The sequence below is a fragment of the Sorangium sp. So ce375 genome (genome assembly GCF_051473855.1).
GTDB lineage: Bacteria > Myxococcota_A > Polyangia > Polyangiales > Polyangiaceae > Sorangium.
The window spans coordinates 2,037,679-2,055,317 of record NZ_CP150335.1; the positions used below are offsets into that span (position 1 = coordinate 2,037,679).

Here is a 17,639-nt window from a genome sequence, read left to right on the forward strand (position 1 = left end):
GGCCGGGCGCGCCGAGCCCCTGTCGATTATTCGGTCAGGAGCTTGGCCGCCGCGCGCGCGACGGCCTCGGTCAGCCGCCGCATGTAGTCCCAGTTGAGCTGATCGACCCGGTCGCAGCTCTGGTGGTAACAGGGGTTGCCGTCGTCGCCGAAGAAGTTCTGCGATACGGCCACGGCCGGCGTTCCATAGCGCCAGAACGCCGAGTGATCGCTGCGGTTCGTGCAGGCGTCCACCCGGGTCAGCCCGAGCTTGCCGCTCGCCGCGGCCCCCTCGACCAAGGCGGCCAGATCGGACGACGTGTTCTCGTTGCAGTGGATGACGTGATACTGCCCGTCGTCGTTGGAGTCGTAGCCCGTCATCTCGAGATCCAGGACGCCGACCACCTGATCCAGCTGCCCGCTCCGGGAGAGCTGGCTCGCGTAGGCCCGCGAGCCGAGGAGGCCGTCCTCTTCTTGATCGAAGGCGACGACGCGGAGCCCGATGCTCAGCTTCGCGTCCTTCAGCGCGCGGGCGATGGCGAGCGACGACACGATGCCGGAGCCGTCGTCGTCGGCGCCGGCGTTGCTCATCGAGTCGTAGTGCGCCGAGAGGATGAGGACGCGCGACGGATCGGCGCCGGCCTTGTCAGCCGTCAGGTTGACGCCCTGGCTCCAGCCGCTTTGATAGGCGTGCTCCTCGACGGTGAACCCGAGCGCCTCGTATTGCTGGCGCATCCAGGCGCGGGCCAGGGAGCGCCCGTTATCGGAGCCGCGCTCGCGGATGACCGCCCTGCGGCCGTCGATGGTGACGGGCGCGGCGCCGGAGAGCTCCTTGAGCCGCGCCTCGAGGAACTCGGCGTCGATGTGGATAGCGGGGATCTCGGCGGCGTCGCCGTCGAACCGCGCGCGCTCCCCGGCCGGAGCGCGGGTCCCCTGCCGTCCGGGCGCGCGTGACACGAAGAGCTCGCGCTCTCCGATCGGCTCCGCGTGATGGCGGACCGATCCGAGCCAGTCATGGGCGTCGCGGCCCGCCGGGACGGCGACGACCGCGATCCCGCCGACGCGCGCTCGCTCGCCCGGGAGCGCCGCGCTGGGCAGCGGCCCCTCCACGAGGTAGAGCGAGGCCCCGCGCTCTTCTTTCAGGGTGACGCTCTGCCAGGCGTCATCGATGCTGGCGCGGGTCACGACGACCTGGCCAGTCTCTGTCGCGAGGCGGTTCAGGAACGCGCTGACCGTGTCCTTGCCCACGTGCGAGACGTGGATTTCTTCGGCCGCCGGCGCGCCCGGATCTCCGGACGCGCACGACGTCGAGACCAGCGCAAAGGCGGCACACAGCGCGGCGACAGCGCTCGAACGATTGCGGCAGATTGCCATGGCGTCTTCCCCTTTCGGCGACACCGTACGGATCTCAAACGAATTATCCAAGAACTATCTCGCGATGAGCCCAGATCCGGATGAATCGCGTCAAATGCAATGAGGGACACAGTGGCGCTCCGCCGGAGCTATGGAGTCACGGTCCAGCTCGTCAGGTCGTGCAGGCGTCGAGGACGAGGCCGCTTGGCCTGTTCGCGCGGGCGGCACGATCCCGGCCAGCAGGCCAGGTAAACTCCGGGAAGATTCACAGGGAGGCGGGGAGAAGGGGAGTGAAATCTCACCCATCTCCCTGTCTCCTCGCCTCCCTGCTCAATCTCCTCTAAAATGCCAACAAATGAGGGGGCGCGTCGGCTCGCCCAGGAGAGCGGGAGTGAACGACGGTCGCGCGGGGCCGGGGGAGAGACGGAGTCACTGCTCGGGCGGGGTGCCGTCGCGGAGCGAGAGCTGGCCGCGACGGCAGGTGTCGATGGCGGACGCGAGGATGCGCATCGCCTCCTGGGGCGCGTGGAACCCCGACGAGTTCTCGGCCTCGGCGAAGTCGACGAAGAACTGGCACTTCCGCTGCGCCGCGCGCGGGCCCGCGAGCGCCTCGTCGGACATCCCGGCCTCCTTCGCCCGGCGGATGTCGCCGATGAGCGCCGTCACGGCGTCCATCGCGCGGTTGCGCGCCTCGAAATGGCGCTCCTGGATCGTCTCCACGCGCTGCCGGAGCTCGTCCTCGGGCCACTTGTGGCACGTCTGGCACGCGCGGTTCACGTTGAGGAGCGGGCTCTGCACGTGGTGATCGCTGATCTTCGTCGCGCCCACCCGCTGGTACGGCATGTGGCAGTCCGCGCAGGCCACGCCGGAGCGGGCGTGGACGCCCTGATTCCACATCTCGAACTCGGGGTGCTGCGCCTTCAGCACCTTCGCGCCCGACTCCGCGTGCGTCCAGTCCGAGTGGCCGTTCTCCTCGTAGTAGGCGTAGATCTCGTCGACCTTGATGCCCTTCGCCCACGGGTACACGAGCCGCTTCTCCGGGCCCTTGAAGTAATACTCCACGTGGCACTGGCCGCAGACGTACGAGCGCATCTCCTGGCGGGTCGCCTTCGTGTTGACGTCGTAATCGGCCTCGCCCATCGACGCCTTGAGCGCGCGGATCCCCTCGATGAACCCGGGCCGCGTCACCCGGAGCTGCATCGACTCCGGGTCGTGGCAATCGATGCACGAGACCGGGTGCGTCACGAGCTTGCGCGCCTCGGAGAAGGGCATCTGGTTCATCGCCTCCCACCCGCGCATCAGGTCGCCGCCGCCGAGCTTCTTGTACGGTACGTACACGGACGCGTGGCAGTGGAGGCACGTGCCCGGCTGCTTCGTCGCGATCTGCCGCTCGGTGTACACCTGATCCTCGAGCATGTGGGCGTGCCCGCGCTCCTCCCGGAAATCGCGCGCGAAGGCGTATCCAGCCCACATCGTCTTCAGACGCCCGTCCTCCTCGAGCTTCGATTGCGCGACCACGCTGCGCGGATCGGCCGCCGTCGGCGTGCGCGGCACCGCCTCGCTCCCGCCGAAGCGCGTGCGCTTCTGGTCGACCGTGCGCCGGTAGCCGTCGTACTGGAGGGGGAAGTTCTTCCCCCAGACCGCCGGGTCGTCTATCGTGTCGTCAAGCTCGACAACGCGATAGAACGGGCTCTTCGCCTCCTGCTTGTGCTCGAAGATGTTCACGAGCAGCGCGGCGATCCCCGCGGTCGCCGCCGCGGCGGCGAGCGCCGCGAGCGGCAGGTAGCGCCGGCGCGCCGGCGGTCTGCGGGGGCGCGCGCTCGTGGTCGTGGATCGTTCGTCCTTCGGCTCCGTCATCGGTTCCATCCCTCGCGCGGCGGGCGCCCCTCAGTGCAGGTGGCCCACCGATTCATGGCAGCGCACGCACGAGAGCCGGGGCGCGCCGTGGTGCTCGCTGTCGATCGCGTCCACGACGTCGCCGTGACACCCGCGACAGGCCTCCTCCGTGATGCGTAGATTGCTGGGCTTGATCCGGATCGGGTCCGGGAAGCGGCCCGAGGTGAAGGCGAAGGAGTGCCAGAACCCATTCGACGCCTTCGTGGCATATTTCCCCAGGAACGTGTGTGGCGCGTGACAGTCGTTGCACCCGGCCACGGCCCGGTGGCTGGAGCGCTGCCACCCGGCGAACTGCTCGTTCATGATGTGGCAGTTGGCGCACGCCGCCGGATCATTTGTCAGGTACGAGGCGCCCTTTGCATAGACGAAGGTGTACCCGCCGAGCCCGACGGCCACGCCGAGCGCGACGCAGAGCGCGAGGAGCAATCCCCATGTGGCGCCGCGCCCGCCGCGCGCTCGCTCGCGCGCCGGGGGCTCCGGCGGTTCACCTCGCCGTTGCCCTTCCGTCATGGGATCTTGCTCGTCTGTCAGCGCTCGCTGCACCGGTTCCCCAATCGCTACTCGCGTCTACTGCGCGTCCGGCGCGCTGTGCAAGGCAGGTGCCACTTCGCCTCGGCGAGCGCGGTGATCGACGCTTCGGCGGCGGGGCGGCCCGACCCGCGGGGAGGCCCGGACGCGGGGCGCTGCGGCGGGGAGGCGCACGGGGCCGCAAGGCGTGCGCGGCGGTGCAGATTCCGCGCTGGAGGGCGCTCCCCGCGGCGGCTGTTCCCGCCGTGGCCCGTATGCGGTAGAAGCTTGCCAGGAGACGTCACGTGAACGCCCCGCGCGACACGCAGCCAGCCGCCGCCCCGCCCGCGAGCGCCGGGCCGCCTCCGGCGAACCACCGTATCCGGCTGCCGGATTTCGAGCTCGGCGGCGCGCTCACGGCCGAGCAGCGGGACTTCCTCGACGCCCACGGCTTCATCCGCTTCCGCGGGTTTGCCGATCGCGGCGCCGTGCGCGCGCTCGTCGAGGAGGTCGAGGCCGTGGACCGCCGGCTCGTCGGGGAGGGCAGGACGCACATCAACGGCGTCCCGCTCCTCCTCGGCACGCGGAAGGACGGCTCGCGTTACATCCAGCGTATGGTGTTCGCGTCGCTCTTCGGCGAGCGCCTCAGCGCCTTCCTGCGCGACCCTCGCCTCGGCGCCATCCTCGATGTGGCCGGGCCCGGCTACCGGATCGCCGAGCGGGAGCGCGACGGGCTCGTGGTCAACCATTACCGTCACGAGGAGGGGTCGACGTACCAGCGCCTCGGCTGGCACACCGACAGCCTGCGCGACATCTTCTATCTCGAGAAGCCGCGCCGTTACCTCAACGTCGGCTTCTATCTCGACGACTCCCCCCTGTCGAAGGGCGGCGTAAGGCTGATCCCGTCGTCGCACCGACAAGGCCTCTTCGAGATGATGACGCGAAAGGCCTATTTCCTCGACCACCGGCCCGACCCGGACGAGTACGCGCTCGAGGCCTCGGCGGGGGATCTCACGATCCACGACGGCCGCATCTGGCACCGCGTCGCGCAGGCCACGGCCACGGGCGACGCGAGCCAGCGGCGCGTCATGTACCTCCCGCTCATGAGCGGACCGCGCAAAGAGAAGCACGAGGGCAGCCCCACGCCGCTGTATTTCCGGCTGAAGCGGCTCGCAGGATACTGAGCGCCTCGATGTCGATCACCGTCGAGGAGGCGAAGGCCGGCGCGGATCTCACCGAGATCCTCGACCTGCCGCTGCGCCTCCACGCCGCCGATCCTGGCTACGTGGCGCCGCTCCGCCCGCTCGTCCTGCGGCGGCTCGACCCGCGAAACCCCTTCTTCCGTGACGCGCGCCTGCGCCTGTTCCGGGCGCGGCGCGGGCGCGAGACGGTCGGCACGATCTCGCTCCTCCTCGACGGGCGCCACGATCGCCACAGCGGCGAGCGCACGGCGTTCTTCGGCTTCTTCGAGTGCGAGCGCGATCCGGAGGCGGCGCGGGCGCTCTTCGGCGCGGTGAGCGAGCGCGCGCGGGCGCAGGGCGCCACGTCGCTGCGGGGCCCGCGCAACGTGACGCGGGTGGAGGACATCGGGCTTTTGGTCGAGGGGTACGGCTCGCGGCCGCCGATGCTCGCGGGCCATCACCCTCCGTATTACCGCGAGCTCGTCGAGGCCGAGGGGTTCTCGAAGCGGTACGACATGCTCGCCTACGACACGCCGCTCGTCGACGCGGCGGGGCGCCGCCGCGAGCTCCCCGAGGCGCTGCGCCGGAAGGCCGACGCCGTGAGCCTCCCCGGCCTCGAGGTGCGGCGCGTCGCGGTTCACCGCGTCTCGCGCGACATGGAGATCGCCCACGCGGTCTTCACCGAGGCCTACCGCGGCGTGCCCGAGGTCGTCCCGATGTCGCGCGCGGAGTTCGTGAACCTGGGGCGCGCGTTCGTCGCGCTGGCGAGCCCGCGCCTCTTGCAGATCGCGACGGTGCGCGGCGAGCCCGCGGCGTTCGCGGCGTGCTTCCCCGAGCTGAACGAGGCGTTCGCGGCGGCGCGCGGTCGGCTCTTGCCGCTCGGCTGGGCGCGCGTCCTCGGGGCGCTCCGCCGCGTCCGGACGGCGAGCTTCAAGCTGATCGGCGTCGTGCCGGCGTTCCGGTCGACAGGCCTCCACGCGCTCCTCGTGCGGCACGTGATCGACGGCCTCTTCGCGGCGGGGTACGAGCGGCTCGAGGCCTCCTTGATCCACGAGGACAACGCGGCGATGCGCCATATCGTGGAGTCGGCCGGGTGCGTGCCGTACCGGCGTTATCGCGTCTATGAGCGCCCGCTCGGAGGGAACAGGTGATATGACGACAGCCGCCCCGCAAGAGAAGACGCCGTTCACGCCGTACCAGCGGCGGCTGTTCTGGTTCCTGAGCGTGGCCTCGTTCTTCGAGGGCTACGACTTCCTGGCGCTCACGCAGATATTGCCGAACTTCGGCGCGCAGATGGGCCTCTCGGCCCGCCACGAGGGGCTCCTCGTCGGGGTCATCAACTCGGGGACGATGATCGCGTACCTGCTCGTGCGCAAGGCGGACCAGTGGGGCCGGCGCCGGGTGCTATCGGTCACCATCGCGGGGTATACGATCTTCTCCGTGCTGACGGCGTTCTCGCCGAACGTCTACGTGTTTGCCGTCTTGCAGCTCCTCGCGCGCATCTTCCTCCTCGGCGAGTGGGCGGTCAGCATGGTGTACGCGGCCGAGGAGTACCCGAGCGATCGGCGCGGGATGGTGATCGGCGTCATCCAGGCGTTCTCGAGCCTGGGATCCATCGTGTGCGCCGGGGTCGTGCCGCTGCTCCTCGCGACGCCGTACGGGTGGCGCAGCGTGTACCTCGTCGGCGGGATCCCGCTCGTGCTCATCGCCGTGGCGCGGCGCGGCCTGCGCGAGACGGCGCGGTTCGAGCGGGCGGCGGCCGAGCGGGAGGGGGAGGCGGCGCCGCCGCTCACGCGCATCCTGCGCACGCCGTACCGCGGGCGGATGCTGCAGCTCGCCTTGATCTGGGGGCTCACGTACGTTTGCACCCAGAACGCGGTGACGTTCTGGAAGACGTTCGCGCTCCGGGAGCGCGGGCTCAGCGACGGCGAGGTGGGCGGCAGCATCACGTTCGCCGCGCTGGTCTCGATGCCGCTCATCTTCGCCTCGGGCAAGCTGATCGACGTGGTGGGCCGCCGCTTGGGCGCGGTGATCATCTATGTGCTGGCGTCGGCCGGCGTGCTCGGCGCGTACTCCCTGGGCTCCCGGGGCGGGCTCACGGCCGCGCTGGTGTTCGCCATCTTCGGCGCGAGCGGGGTGCTCCCCGTGCTGAACGCCTACATGACCGAGCTCTTCCCGACGCACCTCCGGAGCGACGCGATCGCCTGGTCGAACAACCTGCTCGGCCGGATCGGCTACATGCTCTCTCCGATCGCGGTGGGCTTCGCCGCGGAGGAGATCGGCTGGGGACCGGCGGTGTCCGCGACGGCGCTCTTCCCGCTGGTCGCGCTCGCGCTCATCCTGTGGCTCTTGCCGGAGACGCGGGGCAAGGAGCTCGAGGAGACGGCGCGGATATAGCCCGGTACGGCGTTCCCGGGGTCCGTCCCTGGATCCGCCGCTCGCCGAGCATCGGCCGGGCGAATCACGACCCGAGGGTCACTTCACGCAAGCCCAATGGCCGCCCTTGCCGGTCATGACGGTCATCGTCCACTGGCCATCCAGCGTGGCGGGCATGTCGATGAACACACCATCGTCCCAGTCGTAGTCTGTGAACGTGCCGCCGACGTGGGTGAGCCCGCACGCCTTGATCCCCGTGCCCGAGGTGATCGTCTCGGTGACCGTGTCCCCGAGGGTGCCAACGTAGCCGGTGGTGATCACCGACCCTGAAGGGAAGTCGATGCACGTGGCCCCGAGGTTCGGGGTCGATGAGTCCCAGCTGCTCGCGTAGAGACTGCCTTCCAGATACCATCCAGTCGTCGGGTGCCAGGTGTCCGTCGTCGTGTACTCCTTCACGCGCCCAAACTCCGTGATCTGGTCGAATGCCTCCTGGACGCTGCGGATCTCGCTGAGGAAGCATTGCCGGAGGTGGTTGGGATCCAGATCGGCGATCTTGACGGGGGCTGCCAGGGTCGTGCTGCTGGTCGAGGCCTCCCAGGTCCCGAGCTGCACGTTCGTGGTGTCGGGGAAGCACGTGGCTTGCGCCAGGACAGGGTTGTAGAGATGGTACGGCGCGGAGTTGGAGTGGTAGGCGCCCCCGTAGGCGAAGAGCCAGTTATGCCCTCCGCTTCGCTCCACGGCGGCCCGCGACTCCCTGTCGCTCGTGTACCATTGAAAACCCATGTCGAGCTTCCCTGCGACACCGCTGAGGACGCAGGTGCCAGCCGACGTCAACCCCATGTCGTAACCAGCCGTGTTGGTCGTGGTCCGTCGTATCCATTGGTAGTAGCCGCTCAGCGCGTCTGCGGCGTAGCCCACCGTCTCCTCGTCCCCTGCGTCGCTCCCCGGACCGGCGATGCATCCGGTCGAGAGAGCGCCCAGGAGCAACGCGGAGGTGGCGCAGGCGAGGCGACGGAGGGTCGAAGCGGTCACGATGGAATCGGTCTTCATTCTTCTTTTGTCTTTCATGGTTCGGACATTGGAGATGGACTCGCTCGCCAGGCTCGATAGACGGCGTGCCCCTCCCTCGCTGCGGTCGCGCCTTACGGTGTCATCGAGCGGAGAAACGCTCGGCGTTGCCGGTTCGCTCTCTTGCCCTGATGTGGATCCCGGCGGAGAGACTCGGGCGAGCAGCCAATCACGTTGATCGAACGTGGAAATGGGCCGCCAAGGCGCCAAGCGCGGAGCATCGTCTCGGCGTCTTTGGCGGCTCGAAATCTGCGGTTTGCTGCCTCGGCGGGACGCATCTTCGTGCGCTACGGGCACGGCCGCGTCGTTCGGCTCGCCGCGGCGTAATATCGTACGCCTCACTCGCCTTCTCAAACGACCAGGCCCGGATTACACGAACCTGCGCTCCGCTATGATGCAGCAGGCATACCAGTTCAGTCCCCCCTCACACTCATGCACCTGTAGAAGCACCGAGCCCGGCTCCCGTAGCGCGGAGACATACAGAATGCAACGACGACGTACGCACCGTGGAAGACCCCGGTGCCGTCCGGCTGGAATGGTTGTGTATGTTTACCGTATCTACGCATCGTGACATGTCACGGTGCATGCGTGACATGTCACGGGACATGCGTGACATGTCACGTGACATGTCACAGGCGCGTCGAAGCTCCCGGGCGTGGGCTCATCAAGGCAGCCTGCACACGTAGGGCATCTCGGCGTCGCAGGGCATGTCGTTCCACTGCCCGTTGGCCCAGCTCGCCAGCTCCACGCAATTCTCTCCGTCGCCGGCGTTGTTCGGCTCGCCGCCCGCCCAGCGCTCGGCGTCGTACGGCGTGCCGTCGGTCCACGCGAAGTCCCCCTCGGACGCCGCGTCGGTGAGCCCGATCCACCAATCGCCCGGCTGGACCTCGTCGGCGCTCGAGACCACGAGATCCTGCGTCTCCGTGTCGTGGATGGACACGAGGTGCCCGCCCTGCGCGATGCAGTCGAGCTCCGCGTCCGCCCACGTCGCGGGCGCGAAGCAGAGCGCCAGAGAGCCGCCCTCCGGAAGCGGGTGCGGGGCGCAGTGCGGGCACGATGGATCGTTGTCCACGAGCCCGTCGCAGTCGTTGTCGGTCAGGTCGCACAGCTCGGGCGCGCCCGGGTACACCGAGGCATCGCCGTCGTCGCAGTCTTCGCCGCAGCCGGACGATCCGTCGCCGTCCGCGTCGAGCCCCGAGGGGTCCGCGCAGGCGAGGCCCGCCCGCACGCCCGCAGGACGGTCGTTCAGGAAAGCGATGGTGGCGTCGATCTCCGCGTCGACGACATCGGAGCTCGCTTCCCGGCGCGGGTCCTCGAGCACGTCGTCCCAGATCAGGGAGCGCGCGGCCTCGGCGTCGCTCGCCAGGTCGAGCTCCGACGCGCGCTCGAGGACGCGCTCGAACGCCGCTGCGAGCGCCTGCAGGCAGGGCGGCGAGGCGGTGCACATCTGCTGGAGGCGGGCCTCGCCGCCGAAGGGATAGAGATCGTCCGAGAAGGTCTGGTCGAGGCCCCACGGGAGGAAGGTCCAGCGGCCGTCGTCCGGGCGCCGCGCGATGAAGTAGTTGTTGCGATACCAGGCATAACCGTCCCAGTGGCCGATGAAGGTCTCCGTGGCCGCGAACGCGAGGTAGCGATCCATGTCGATGTACTGCGACGCCTCGGCGAGGAACGTGTCCGGGCTCGTCATGCCGTCGAGCGCGTCCACGAGATCCGCCAGATCGGCGAACGCGACGTCATCGCCGTTGTCCTGGTCGAAGGTCTCGATGCTCGAGCGCTCGAGATCGCTCCCGTAAGCCCCCTCGTACAGGCTGCCCTCGTGGCCGCCGAGCCATCGATCCAGCAAGCGAGGGTTGTCCGCTGCCTCGACGGTGGCATACAGGCCGTAGGGCGAGCCGTTCAGCCATACCGTCGCGTGGGCCGAGCGCGCCGCGGGCACGTCCATCGCGCGGAACAGCGCGTAGGCCAGGGGCTCGTGGATCATGCTCTGGTCCTGGACCATGTTGTTGAGCGCGAGCTTCTCCACCCCGAGCAGGGTCTGGTCGTCGGTGAACTCGTCGAATTTGAGCAAGAACGCGGCCTTGGCGTCCAGGGTACGGAACGAGCCGTGGACGCCCTTGAGCCGCACGCCGACGTCGGCGAGCTCGATCACCTCGCCGTCCAGCGTCACCGTGAGCTCCCCGGGGACGTACTCGTCGGGCGTGGCGTTGAGCTCTTCAATCGACGCCTGCGACAGCGTGATCTCGAACCGCGGGATGCTCGTTCCGGCGAAGAGCGGCGCTGCGGGATCGGGGGGCAGCGGCGCCCCCCCGCCCGCGCCGCCCAGGCCGCCGGAGCCGGCGGCGCTTGCGTCGCCACCGTTGCCACCGTTGCCGCCGGAGCCGCCGTTGCCGCCAGTGCCTGAGCTGCCCACGCTGCTGCCGTCCGGCCGGGGATCCTCCGCGGCGTCGCCGCAGGCGGCGAGCAGCGCAGCGGACATCGCGAGCGGACCGGTCCAGCTCCAGGAATGTGTGAATGACTTTCTCACGCTCCTTCTCTTCTACATGGCTCGCTCGCTCCACGCACTTCCCCTCGAGTCAACGCGCATCGGAAAAATCGCGCCCCGCCTTGAACCACCCGGAGAGGCTCTCGCCGGGAGCCAGGGTGCGAGAGCTTCATCGTTTACGCCGACGCTCCCTACACCGGAACCGATGGGTACAAGGGGAGTTCTCCGGCCTGCCGCGCGCCGGGGCGGTTTGGTCGTGAAGATCTGGACGGGATGAAGGCCGTCGGCGCCGCAGTGAGGCCGGTCACGGTGCCGCGCTCGAAGCCGCGACTCGTCCTCGTACTTCCTCTACGTTGGCCAGAGCCACGCAGGGTGATGGTTGCGACGAGGGATCCGCCGGGACAGCGCCGCCGCGCGAGGGGTGTTCGCCGCAGCGATCCGCTCCCGCGGCGTCGCCGCCGCCGGGGGCGGCGAGCGCCTGGCGGACCTCGTCGTGAAGCTCGCACGCACAGGTGAGAAGAAACGAGGAGGACAAGGATGCCCACCATTGCAATCGTCGGCGCCGGCATGGCCGGCCTGCACCTCGCGCTGCACCTCCAGAAGGAGGGCCTCGACGTGAGCCTCTACGAGGAGCGCACGCCGGACGAGATCCGGGCGGGGCGCCTGCCCAGCACCGTCGGGCTCTCCGCGCCGACCCGCGCGCGCCAGCGGGCGCTCGGCGTCGCGCACTGGGAGGGGCCCGAGGTTGCCACAAGCACCTTCCAGATCCGCGTGGCGACGGAGCCGCCGCTCGGCTTCGTCGGCCACCTCGCGGATCAAGCGCTCTTCATCGACATGCGCGTCTATCTCCCCCGGCTGTTCGAGGACTTCGCCGCGCGGGGCGGCCGCGTGGTGAAGGCCTCGATCGACGCGGCCGGCGTCCGCGGCCTCGCCGCCGAGCACGACCTCGTGGTCGTCGCCACGGGCCGGGCGGGCCTCACGGACCTCTTCCCGAGGGTCGCCGAGCGAAGCCCGCACGCCGCGCCCCAGCGGCGGCTCTTCGCGGGCATCGTCCGCGGGCTCCGCATGCCCCCCGGGCCACCGTTGAAGTTCATGTTCCAGCTCTCCCCGGGGCACGGCGAGATCTTCGAGAACCAGTACCTCACGCTCGGCGGCGTCGTGCCCTCGCTGCTCATCGAGGCGATCCCCGGCGGCGCGCTCGAGCCGATCACGCGGATGCGTTACGAGGACGATCCGGCGCGGTTCGACGCGGCGCTGCTCGACGCGGTGCTCACGCACGCGCCGCTCACGGCCGAGCGCGTCGATCGGGCGAGCTTCGGCCTGGCCGGCCCGCGCGACTACCTGATCGGCGCCGTGACGCCGGTGGTGCGGCGCGCGTACGCGCCCCTCGGCGGCGGCAGGTTCGCGCTCGCGCTGGGCGATCTCCACATCACCCACGATCCGATCACGGGCCAGGGCGCGAACATGGCCACGCTGGCGGCGTGGCTCGCCGCCGAGCGGATCACCGGGCAGGCGTCCGCCGGCGCCGCGTTCGACGAGGCGTTCTGCGCGGACCTCGAGGAGCGCCTCTGGGACGCGCTCCGGCCGGCCACGGAGTGGACGAACGCCTTCCTCCTGCCGCCGCCGGATCACGCGCTGGCGCTCCTCGCGGCGGCCTCGCGCAGCCAGCCGGTGGCCGACGCGTTCGCCAGGAACTTCTCGTACCCGGATCGCCAGTGGGCGATCCTCTCGTCGCCCGAGGCGACGGCCAGCTTCATCGCGAGCCACGCCTGACGCAGCGGGCCTCCCGCGGCCGCTCGATCAGCTGCTGAAGCGTGCCCGGATCGGCGCCGGGCTCTCGCAGATCGGGCACGCGTCCGCGCGCTCGGCGATCTTGCCGCAGTCCTTGCAGTCGACGCGATAGCCGTGAAAGCCGGGGTCGAGCAGCTCGACGCTCGTCTGCGCCCTGTCCGCGCGCTTTCCTTCGTACTTCACGCGGATTGGCACGAACGCGATGAAGCGCACCTCGATGTGCTCGCACCGCGAGCACCGCTCCGGCGCGGCGTACGTGTTGGTGGTCGTGAGCCCGCGCTCGAGGCCGCCCTCGGCGTGGCACCGCGGGCAGCGGTCGTCCGTGAACAGGAGGTGCTGGCACGCGCCGCACGCGATCTCGTACAGCCCGTCGACGAACATCTCGCCCTTGTAAACCCACTTGATCGGCCCGACGGGCTCACCCTCCATGAGCGGCACGAGCCCGTCGACATACGAGCGCAGGTTGAGCCGCCGTCCACCACATGCGGGACACCCCGCCTCGACCATCTCGGCAAACGCGCGTTCGGAGACCCTGCTCATGTGCGTCGCCTTCTAGCACGCCTCGGCGGCGGGAGGGCCGAAATGGCGGGTTGCGGGCGGGCCCGTGATCGCGGGCGGCGCAGTGGGCGCGCCGTTCCGGAGGGGCATGGCCTCCACACAGGGAGGCTGGCCCCTTCAGGGCATGGCCTCCGGTCGCGCCCGTAGCATTCCAGCAGGTGCCTGGGCATCGCCGAGAAGGACGCGCCGGAGGACACGGCGACGGTGAGGGGGACCGATCCCGGGGCGATGACCAGGTTCTGGTGCACGCAGCCGTGGATCGATTTCTCCTGGGGTGCGTACGACAAGGGGGACCGGGACGACGGTTTTGGCTGGGAGGCCGCGCGGCCGGCTGCGACGGATACGTCTCCAAACCGATCGACACGCCCGCGCTGGCCTGCACGAGCGAGCAGCGCCTTTCGCGCGTTGACACCGCTGGTTCAGCCGACCGCTCGTCCTTATGACAATACGATGGTCAAAGGACCTGACAAGCCGAAGCTGTGAACGGACAGGGTTGATATCGGGCCGCCTCCCCACGAGACGACCGCGCCGTGTAACACAGGCGCGACGCGGCGCCGCCGGCTCGCTTCCGCCGCGCCCTCGGAAAGGCACCTGGGGCTAGGTCTGAAGACGAAGATCGATTGTGGCGGGCCGAAGCTCCCGAGCCGATTAGTTGGCCTGGCTCAATCCGATGCCCGATGGTGCCGGAGCCATGACCCAGCTCAAGCGGCCTCCCCATCCGGCCACCGTGGCGCGCCCGCGCGTGCCGCACGAGGCCATGATCGTGCAGCAGAGGCCCGCACACCCGGCGATGCTCCCGCGGGGGCCCGCGCCTCACCCCGCAGCGGTCGCCCCGCAGCGCGTGTCCCGGACGCCATCTCCCCGCGCGGACTCGGAGCGGATCGTGCAGCGATCCGCCGCCGTCGCAGCGCCCTCAAAGCTGGACGTGGCGGGCCAATACTGGACGCAAGTCCTTGAGGAGACGCACGCGTGTGGCGAGGAGCTCGCGCGGTATACCTCCAGCCTGGCGCCCGACTCACCTCAAGCCGAGGGGCTGCGCGCATGGGCCTACAACCACTGGAACAAGTGCCATGCGTCCTTCTTGGAGCTGAAGAAGGCCATCAACCCCGTCCTGTTCGGGATGGGTAAGATCTCCGCCGAACTGGGCCACGACACGAAGCGCCACCCCGACGTGAGCCTCTTCACGCCGCACTCGACCATCGCCATCGAGACGAAGAACATCACCACCGAGAAGCAGGGTGACGTGGACAAGGCCCTGAACGAGGCGATGGCGCAGCTCTCCAAGAGGGTCACCGCGCCCGACAGCAAGACCCCGGTCACGAAGCGGCAGGCGCACATCAACGTGACCAACGTCGAGAACCCGTGGCCCCACACGCCGAGCAGCGCCCCGTCGACGAAGCCCACCCCCATCGAGCTCGGCACGACCGCGAAAGCACGCACGCTGAAGTCGGGCGGCGGCAACGTCGTCGTCATCGTGACCTCGGCGCGGTGGGGGAGGATCGAGTTCTTCCTGTAAATGAAGCCGTCTTCTTCGCTTGCCTCCCCGGCACAGGCCTGCTGCTTGCCGACAGCACTTTGCCGGAGGCCTCCGGGGCGCTTCGGCACGCAAGTCCCGCAAACGCCTATTCGTTGAGCCCGGGTTGGGGCCATGCCTCCCGAAGGGGTGCGATCCGTCGTCGCGCTCTCCGTCGCCGCATGGTCTGGCGCTAGAAAGGACCCCTGCCGTGGATACGGAGACGCGCTATCCGCCTCGCCGCCTGCGCTCATCGGCCTTGCGGCGCGCGCGGGCGTGGTCGCGTGCGCTGGGTAGTCGGCCGGATCCAGGCCCTCCTCCGCGGCGAGCGCGCCCGCGGCCACGCAGAGCGTGAGCGGCAGGTGGCCGCACTGCGCCGCCAGCGCGGCGGCGGCGTCAGAGACGTGCGGAGCGAGCGCGCGCACCAGCGCGCGACCAGGCGCAGGCGGGGCACACGCGTTCGGCGGCGCGAAGCATCCACCCGCAGCCCTTGCACGATCCCATGGTCCTCGAGGAGGGTACACCTGGAACGAGGCCATGGAGAAGCCCGTGCGTCACTCCTGCCGAATCAACGCCTCGATCGCCTCGAAGACGCGCGGCACGACAGGCAGGCTCGGATCGGCGTACGCGGCGTTCTGCGATGCGTTCGACAGCGTCGCCTCCTTCAGCGTGTGGTTCATCCCTTCGATGATGACGAGCGCCGCGTCCGGCCGCGCGCCGGCGAGCCGCTCCGCGTCCTCGACCTTGGTCTGGATGTCTGTCGTCCCCTGCAGGAGGAGGGTGGGCGCCGTGACGGCCGCTATCTCCACCGCGGGATCGTGCTTCATCCAGGAGATGATGTACGGCTGCACGCTCGGCCGAAACATGCTCATGAACAGCTGTGTTTGCGGGACGTCCGCGACGAGCTCCCCGGCCTCGAGCTGGCCGAGGATCGCGTAAGCCCTCTCGCGATCCTCGGCCGGGAGGCTGGCGAGCTGCTCGCGCAGCACGTCGCCGATGGGCCGGCCCGCGCCGGCGATCGAGACATAGCCGTCGATCTCGGTCTCCTGGGCGACCAGCATACCGAGCAGCGAGCCCTCGCTGTGGCCCACCACCGTGACCGTCGCGAAGCGCCCATCGTCGCGGAGCTTCTTCACCCACAGGCCGGCGTCGTCGGCGCCCATCTCGAAGCGCAGCTCCTGCTCCGACCGGGGTGCCGCGGAGACGCTCGCGCCGATGCCGGCCTTGTCGTAGCGAATCGACGCGACGCCCCTGTCACGGAGCCCTTCCGCGAGGAGCTTGTACGTGTCCGCGCGGATGCCCGCGGCGGCCTGATTGCCGTCCCGGTCCGTCGGCCCCGACCCGGGGATGATCACGACTGCAGGGAACGGCCCGCACCCGGCCGGCACCTCGAGCGTGCCAGACAGCGCGCCGCGCGCGTTCTCGACAGTGATCTCGGCGCTGGCCGCCTCCGGACACGCCGGCGCGTCCGGCGGTGGAGGCACCTCCGCGTCAGGCACCTCCGTGTCGCCCGGGGGAGCGCCGTTCCCGCCGGCGGACGACGCGGGCTCTCCGGAGCGGCAACCCGCGCCGAGGGGCGACACCGCGAGCGCGGCGGCACACGAGACGGCGAGCGCGCGGCGGCGCGCCGGGACCACGAGACACGATCGCAATGACATGACGAGCCCTCCGAGGATGAGAGATAAGTGCAGCTCCGCCCGGGGCGCGCAGGCGCGCCCTCGCGGCCGTGCGGGCACCGCAGCGCGCGCCGCGCAAGCCGGCGGCGCGCCGGGAACCGGGAAATCGACGCCTCAGCCGAGGTACGCGAGCGCGACCTTCGAGAGGATCTCCGAGGCGAGCACGAGTCCGATGAGCCCTGCGATCAGAGGAGCGCCGCGCAGACCGGAGGCGTTCTTGATGCCCTGAACGAGGAGCGTCAAGGACCACACGAGACCCAGCGCCGCGAGGACGGCGATGACCGCCAGCTCGGGCGTGAGCGTGGGTATGCCCGGCGGCAGCGGCGGGGCGAGCAGGCCGAGCGCGATGGCCGCGAGCGCGAGCGGCGCGCGCGACAGCCCGATCACGCCGAGAAAATCGATGATCCGGACGCGGCGCCCCAGGAGCCGCGCGTAGGCCCAGAAGAGCAGGGCGGGCAACGGCCACACGACGATCTGCTCGAGGAGCGCCGTCCTGTACGGGATGACGGCAGGCGCCACGTGCAGGTCGAGGAAGCCGTCGAAGCGAACGCCGAGCCTCGTGACGGCGACGCTCAGCGCGGCGACGGCGAGCCCTGCCGCGGCGGCGGTCCCCCCGCCGAAGCGCTCGAATGGATTCAGCGCGAGCCGCCACCCGCGCCGGGGGGGCCGCGGCGACATCGTGGCGAGCAGCCGCTCGCCTTCCGCGGGCTTGATGACGTTGTCGCGCACGAGCGCGCGCACTCTCTCGTCGGGCGTGGTCATCACCATAGTCCCACCTTGCGCAGAGCCTCCTCGGCCTCCTTCGCGGAGAGCCGCCCCTTCTCGAGCGCATCCAGGATCTCGTGCCGCCGCCGCTCTGCCCCCTTCTCGATCGCATCGAGCCGGCCGATGATCTCGTCGAGCCGGTTTCGCACCGTCGGGTAGCTGATCTGAAGGAGCTGAGCCATCGCCTTCAGGCTCCCCGACGAGCGCACGAACGCGGTCACGAAGGCGAGATCGTCCGGCGACAGCTGGAGCAGCGCGGGGATCTCGAACTGACCGTCGAGGTGGGTTCCGCAGCTCTGGCAGCCGAGCCGCGTCGCGCGCAGCTCCCCGTCACAGCTGGGGCATCGAACGACAAATCTTGCCACGGGATGAACGAAATATCGTCGCCGGTGCCAAGTTTGTCAATGTTGGGCTGATAAAAATTGATCTGAAAATCAATTTTGTTGAAGGGCCGCCCTCGTCATGGGTTCAGGGCGGCCTCGCTCGTGCCTGGGC

14 protein-coding genes are annotated in these 17,639 nt (G+C 69.8%); 5 read left to right on the forward strand and 9 right to left on the reverse strand.

All coding sequences use genetic code 11. The annotated features are described in order from the left end of the window. Positions 1–26: 26 nt before the first annotated feature. The 3 genes from WME90_RS07800 to nrfH all read right to left on the reverse strand — a co-directional run bounded on the left by WME90_RS07800 (position 27) and on the right by nrfH (position 3,737). Positions 27–1,352 (reverse strand): M28 family metallopeptidase, encoded by a 1,326-nt coding sequence (locus tag WME90_RS07800; protein ID WP_437280448.1) that lies wholly within the window; start codon positions 1,350–1,352, stop codon positions 27–29. 408 nt (positions 1,353–1,760) lie between these two features. Continuing rightward, positions 1,761–3,188 carry an ammonia-forming cytochrome c nitrite reductase subunit c552 gene (locus WME90_RS07805; RefSeq protein WP_437280449.1) on the reverse strand — a complete coding sequence of 476 codons (1,428 nt, stop codon included), beginning with the start codon at positions 3,186–3,188 and terminating at the stop codon, positions 1,761–1,763. A gap of 30 nt (positions 3,189–3,218) precedes the next feature. Continuing rightward, on the reverse strand, positions 3,219–3,737 hold the full coding sequence (gene nrfH, locus WME90_RS07810) for a cytochrome c nitrite reductase small subunit (protein WP_437280450.1): 519 nt from the start codon (positions 3,735–3,737) through the stop codon (positions 3,219–3,221). A gap of 302 nt (positions 3,738–4,039) precedes the next feature. Here nrfH and WME90_RS07815 point away from each other — a divergent pair, with 302 nt between their 5' ends. From WME90_RS07815 to WME90_RS07825, 3 genes are read left to right on the forward strand one after another with little or no spacing between them, the layout of a single operon-like run. Beyond that, a complete protein-coding gene (locus WME90_RS07815) occupies positions 4,040–4,918 on the forward strand; it encodes a phytanoyl-CoA dioxygenase family protein (protein ID WP_437280451.1) in 879 nt (292 codons plus the stop codon). A gap of 8 nt (positions 4,919–4,926) precedes the next feature. Then, complete coding sequence (locus tag WME90_RS07820) at positions 4,927–6,066, forward strand: hypothetical protein (protein ID WP_437280452.1); 1,140 nt, start codon at positions 4,927–4,929, stop codon at positions 6,064–6,066. 1 nt (position 6,067) lies between these two features. Continuing rightward, the gene (locus WME90_RS07825; protein ID WP_437280453.1) at positions 6,068–7,312 is read left to right on the forward strand and encodes an MFS transporter; all 1,245 of its coding nucleotides are present in this window, start codon (positions 6,068–6,070) and stop codon (positions 7,310–7,312) included. Positions 7,313–7,390: 78 nt separating this feature from the next. Here the strand turns inward: WME90_RS07825 and WME90_RS07830 are convergent, their stop codons facing one another. After that, on the reverse strand, positions 7,391–8,341 hold the full coding sequence (locus WME90_RS07830) for a hypothetical protein (protein WP_437280454.1): 951 nt from the start codon (positions 8,339–8,341) through the stop codon (positions 7,391–7,393). 682 nt (positions 8,342–9,023) lie between these two features. Beyond that, positions 9,024–10,883, reverse strand: a complete 1,860-nt coding sequence (locus tag WME90_RS07835) for a CotH kinase family protein (RefSeq protein WP_437280455.1) — start codon at positions 10,881–10,883, stop codon at positions 9,024–9,026. 495 nt (positions 10,884–11,378) lie between these two features. On the opposite strand from WME90_RS07835, the gene WME90_RS07840 reads away from it, so the two are divergent. Continuing rightward, the gene (locus tag WME90_RS07840) at positions 11,379–12,614 is read left to right on the forward strand and encodes a styrene monooxygenase/indole monooxygenase family protein (protein WP_437280456.1); all 1,236 of its coding nucleotides are present in this window, start codon (positions 11,379–11,381) and stop codon (positions 12,612–12,614) included. Between the two features lie 27 nt (positions 12,615–12,641). On the opposite strand, the gene WME90_RS07845 is transcribed toward WME90_RS07840, so the two are convergent. Next, positions 12,642–13,172, reverse strand: a complete 531-nt coding sequence (locus WME90_RS07845; protein WP_437280457.1) for a hypothetical protein — start codon at positions 13,170–13,172, stop codon at positions 12,642–12,644. A gap of 709 nt (positions 13,173–13,881) precedes the next feature. Between WME90_RS07845 and WME90_RS07850 the strand changes: the two genes are divergently transcribed. Next, positions 13,882–14,706, forward strand: coding sequence for a hypothetical protein (locus WME90_RS07850; RefSeq protein ID WP_437280458.1), 825 nt, complete (start codon positions 13,882–13,884; stop codon positions 14,704–14,706). A 551-nt stretch (positions 14,707–15,257) separates the two neighbouring features. Here WME90_RS07850 and WME90_RS07855 read toward each other — a convergent pair. The 3 genes from WME90_RS07855 to WME90_RS07865 all read right to left on the reverse strand — a co-directional run bounded on the left by WME90_RS07855 (position 15,258) and on the right by WME90_RS07865 (position 17,509). Continuing rightward, positions 15,258–16,361 (reverse strand): alpha/beta hydrolase, encoded by a 1,104-nt coding sequence (locus WME90_RS07855; protein WP_437280459.1) that lies wholly within the window; start codon positions 16,359–16,361, stop codon positions 15,258–15,260. Between the two features lie 132 nt (positions 16,362–16,493). After that, a complete protein-coding gene (locus tag WME90_RS07860) occupies positions 16,494–17,141 on the reverse strand; it encodes a YIP1 family protein (RefSeq protein ID WP_437280460.1) in 648 nt (215 codons plus the stop codon). Beyond that, positions 17,141–17,509 (reverse strand): DUF2089 domain-containing protein, encoded by a 369-nt coding sequence (locus WME90_RS07865; RefSeq protein ID WP_437280461.1) that lies wholly within the window; start codon positions 17,507–17,509, stop codon positions 17,141–17,143. The genes WME90_RS07860 and WME90_RS07865 overlap by 1 nt, the downstream gene beginning before the upstream one ends. Positions 17,510–17,639 lie beyond the last annotated feature (130 nt).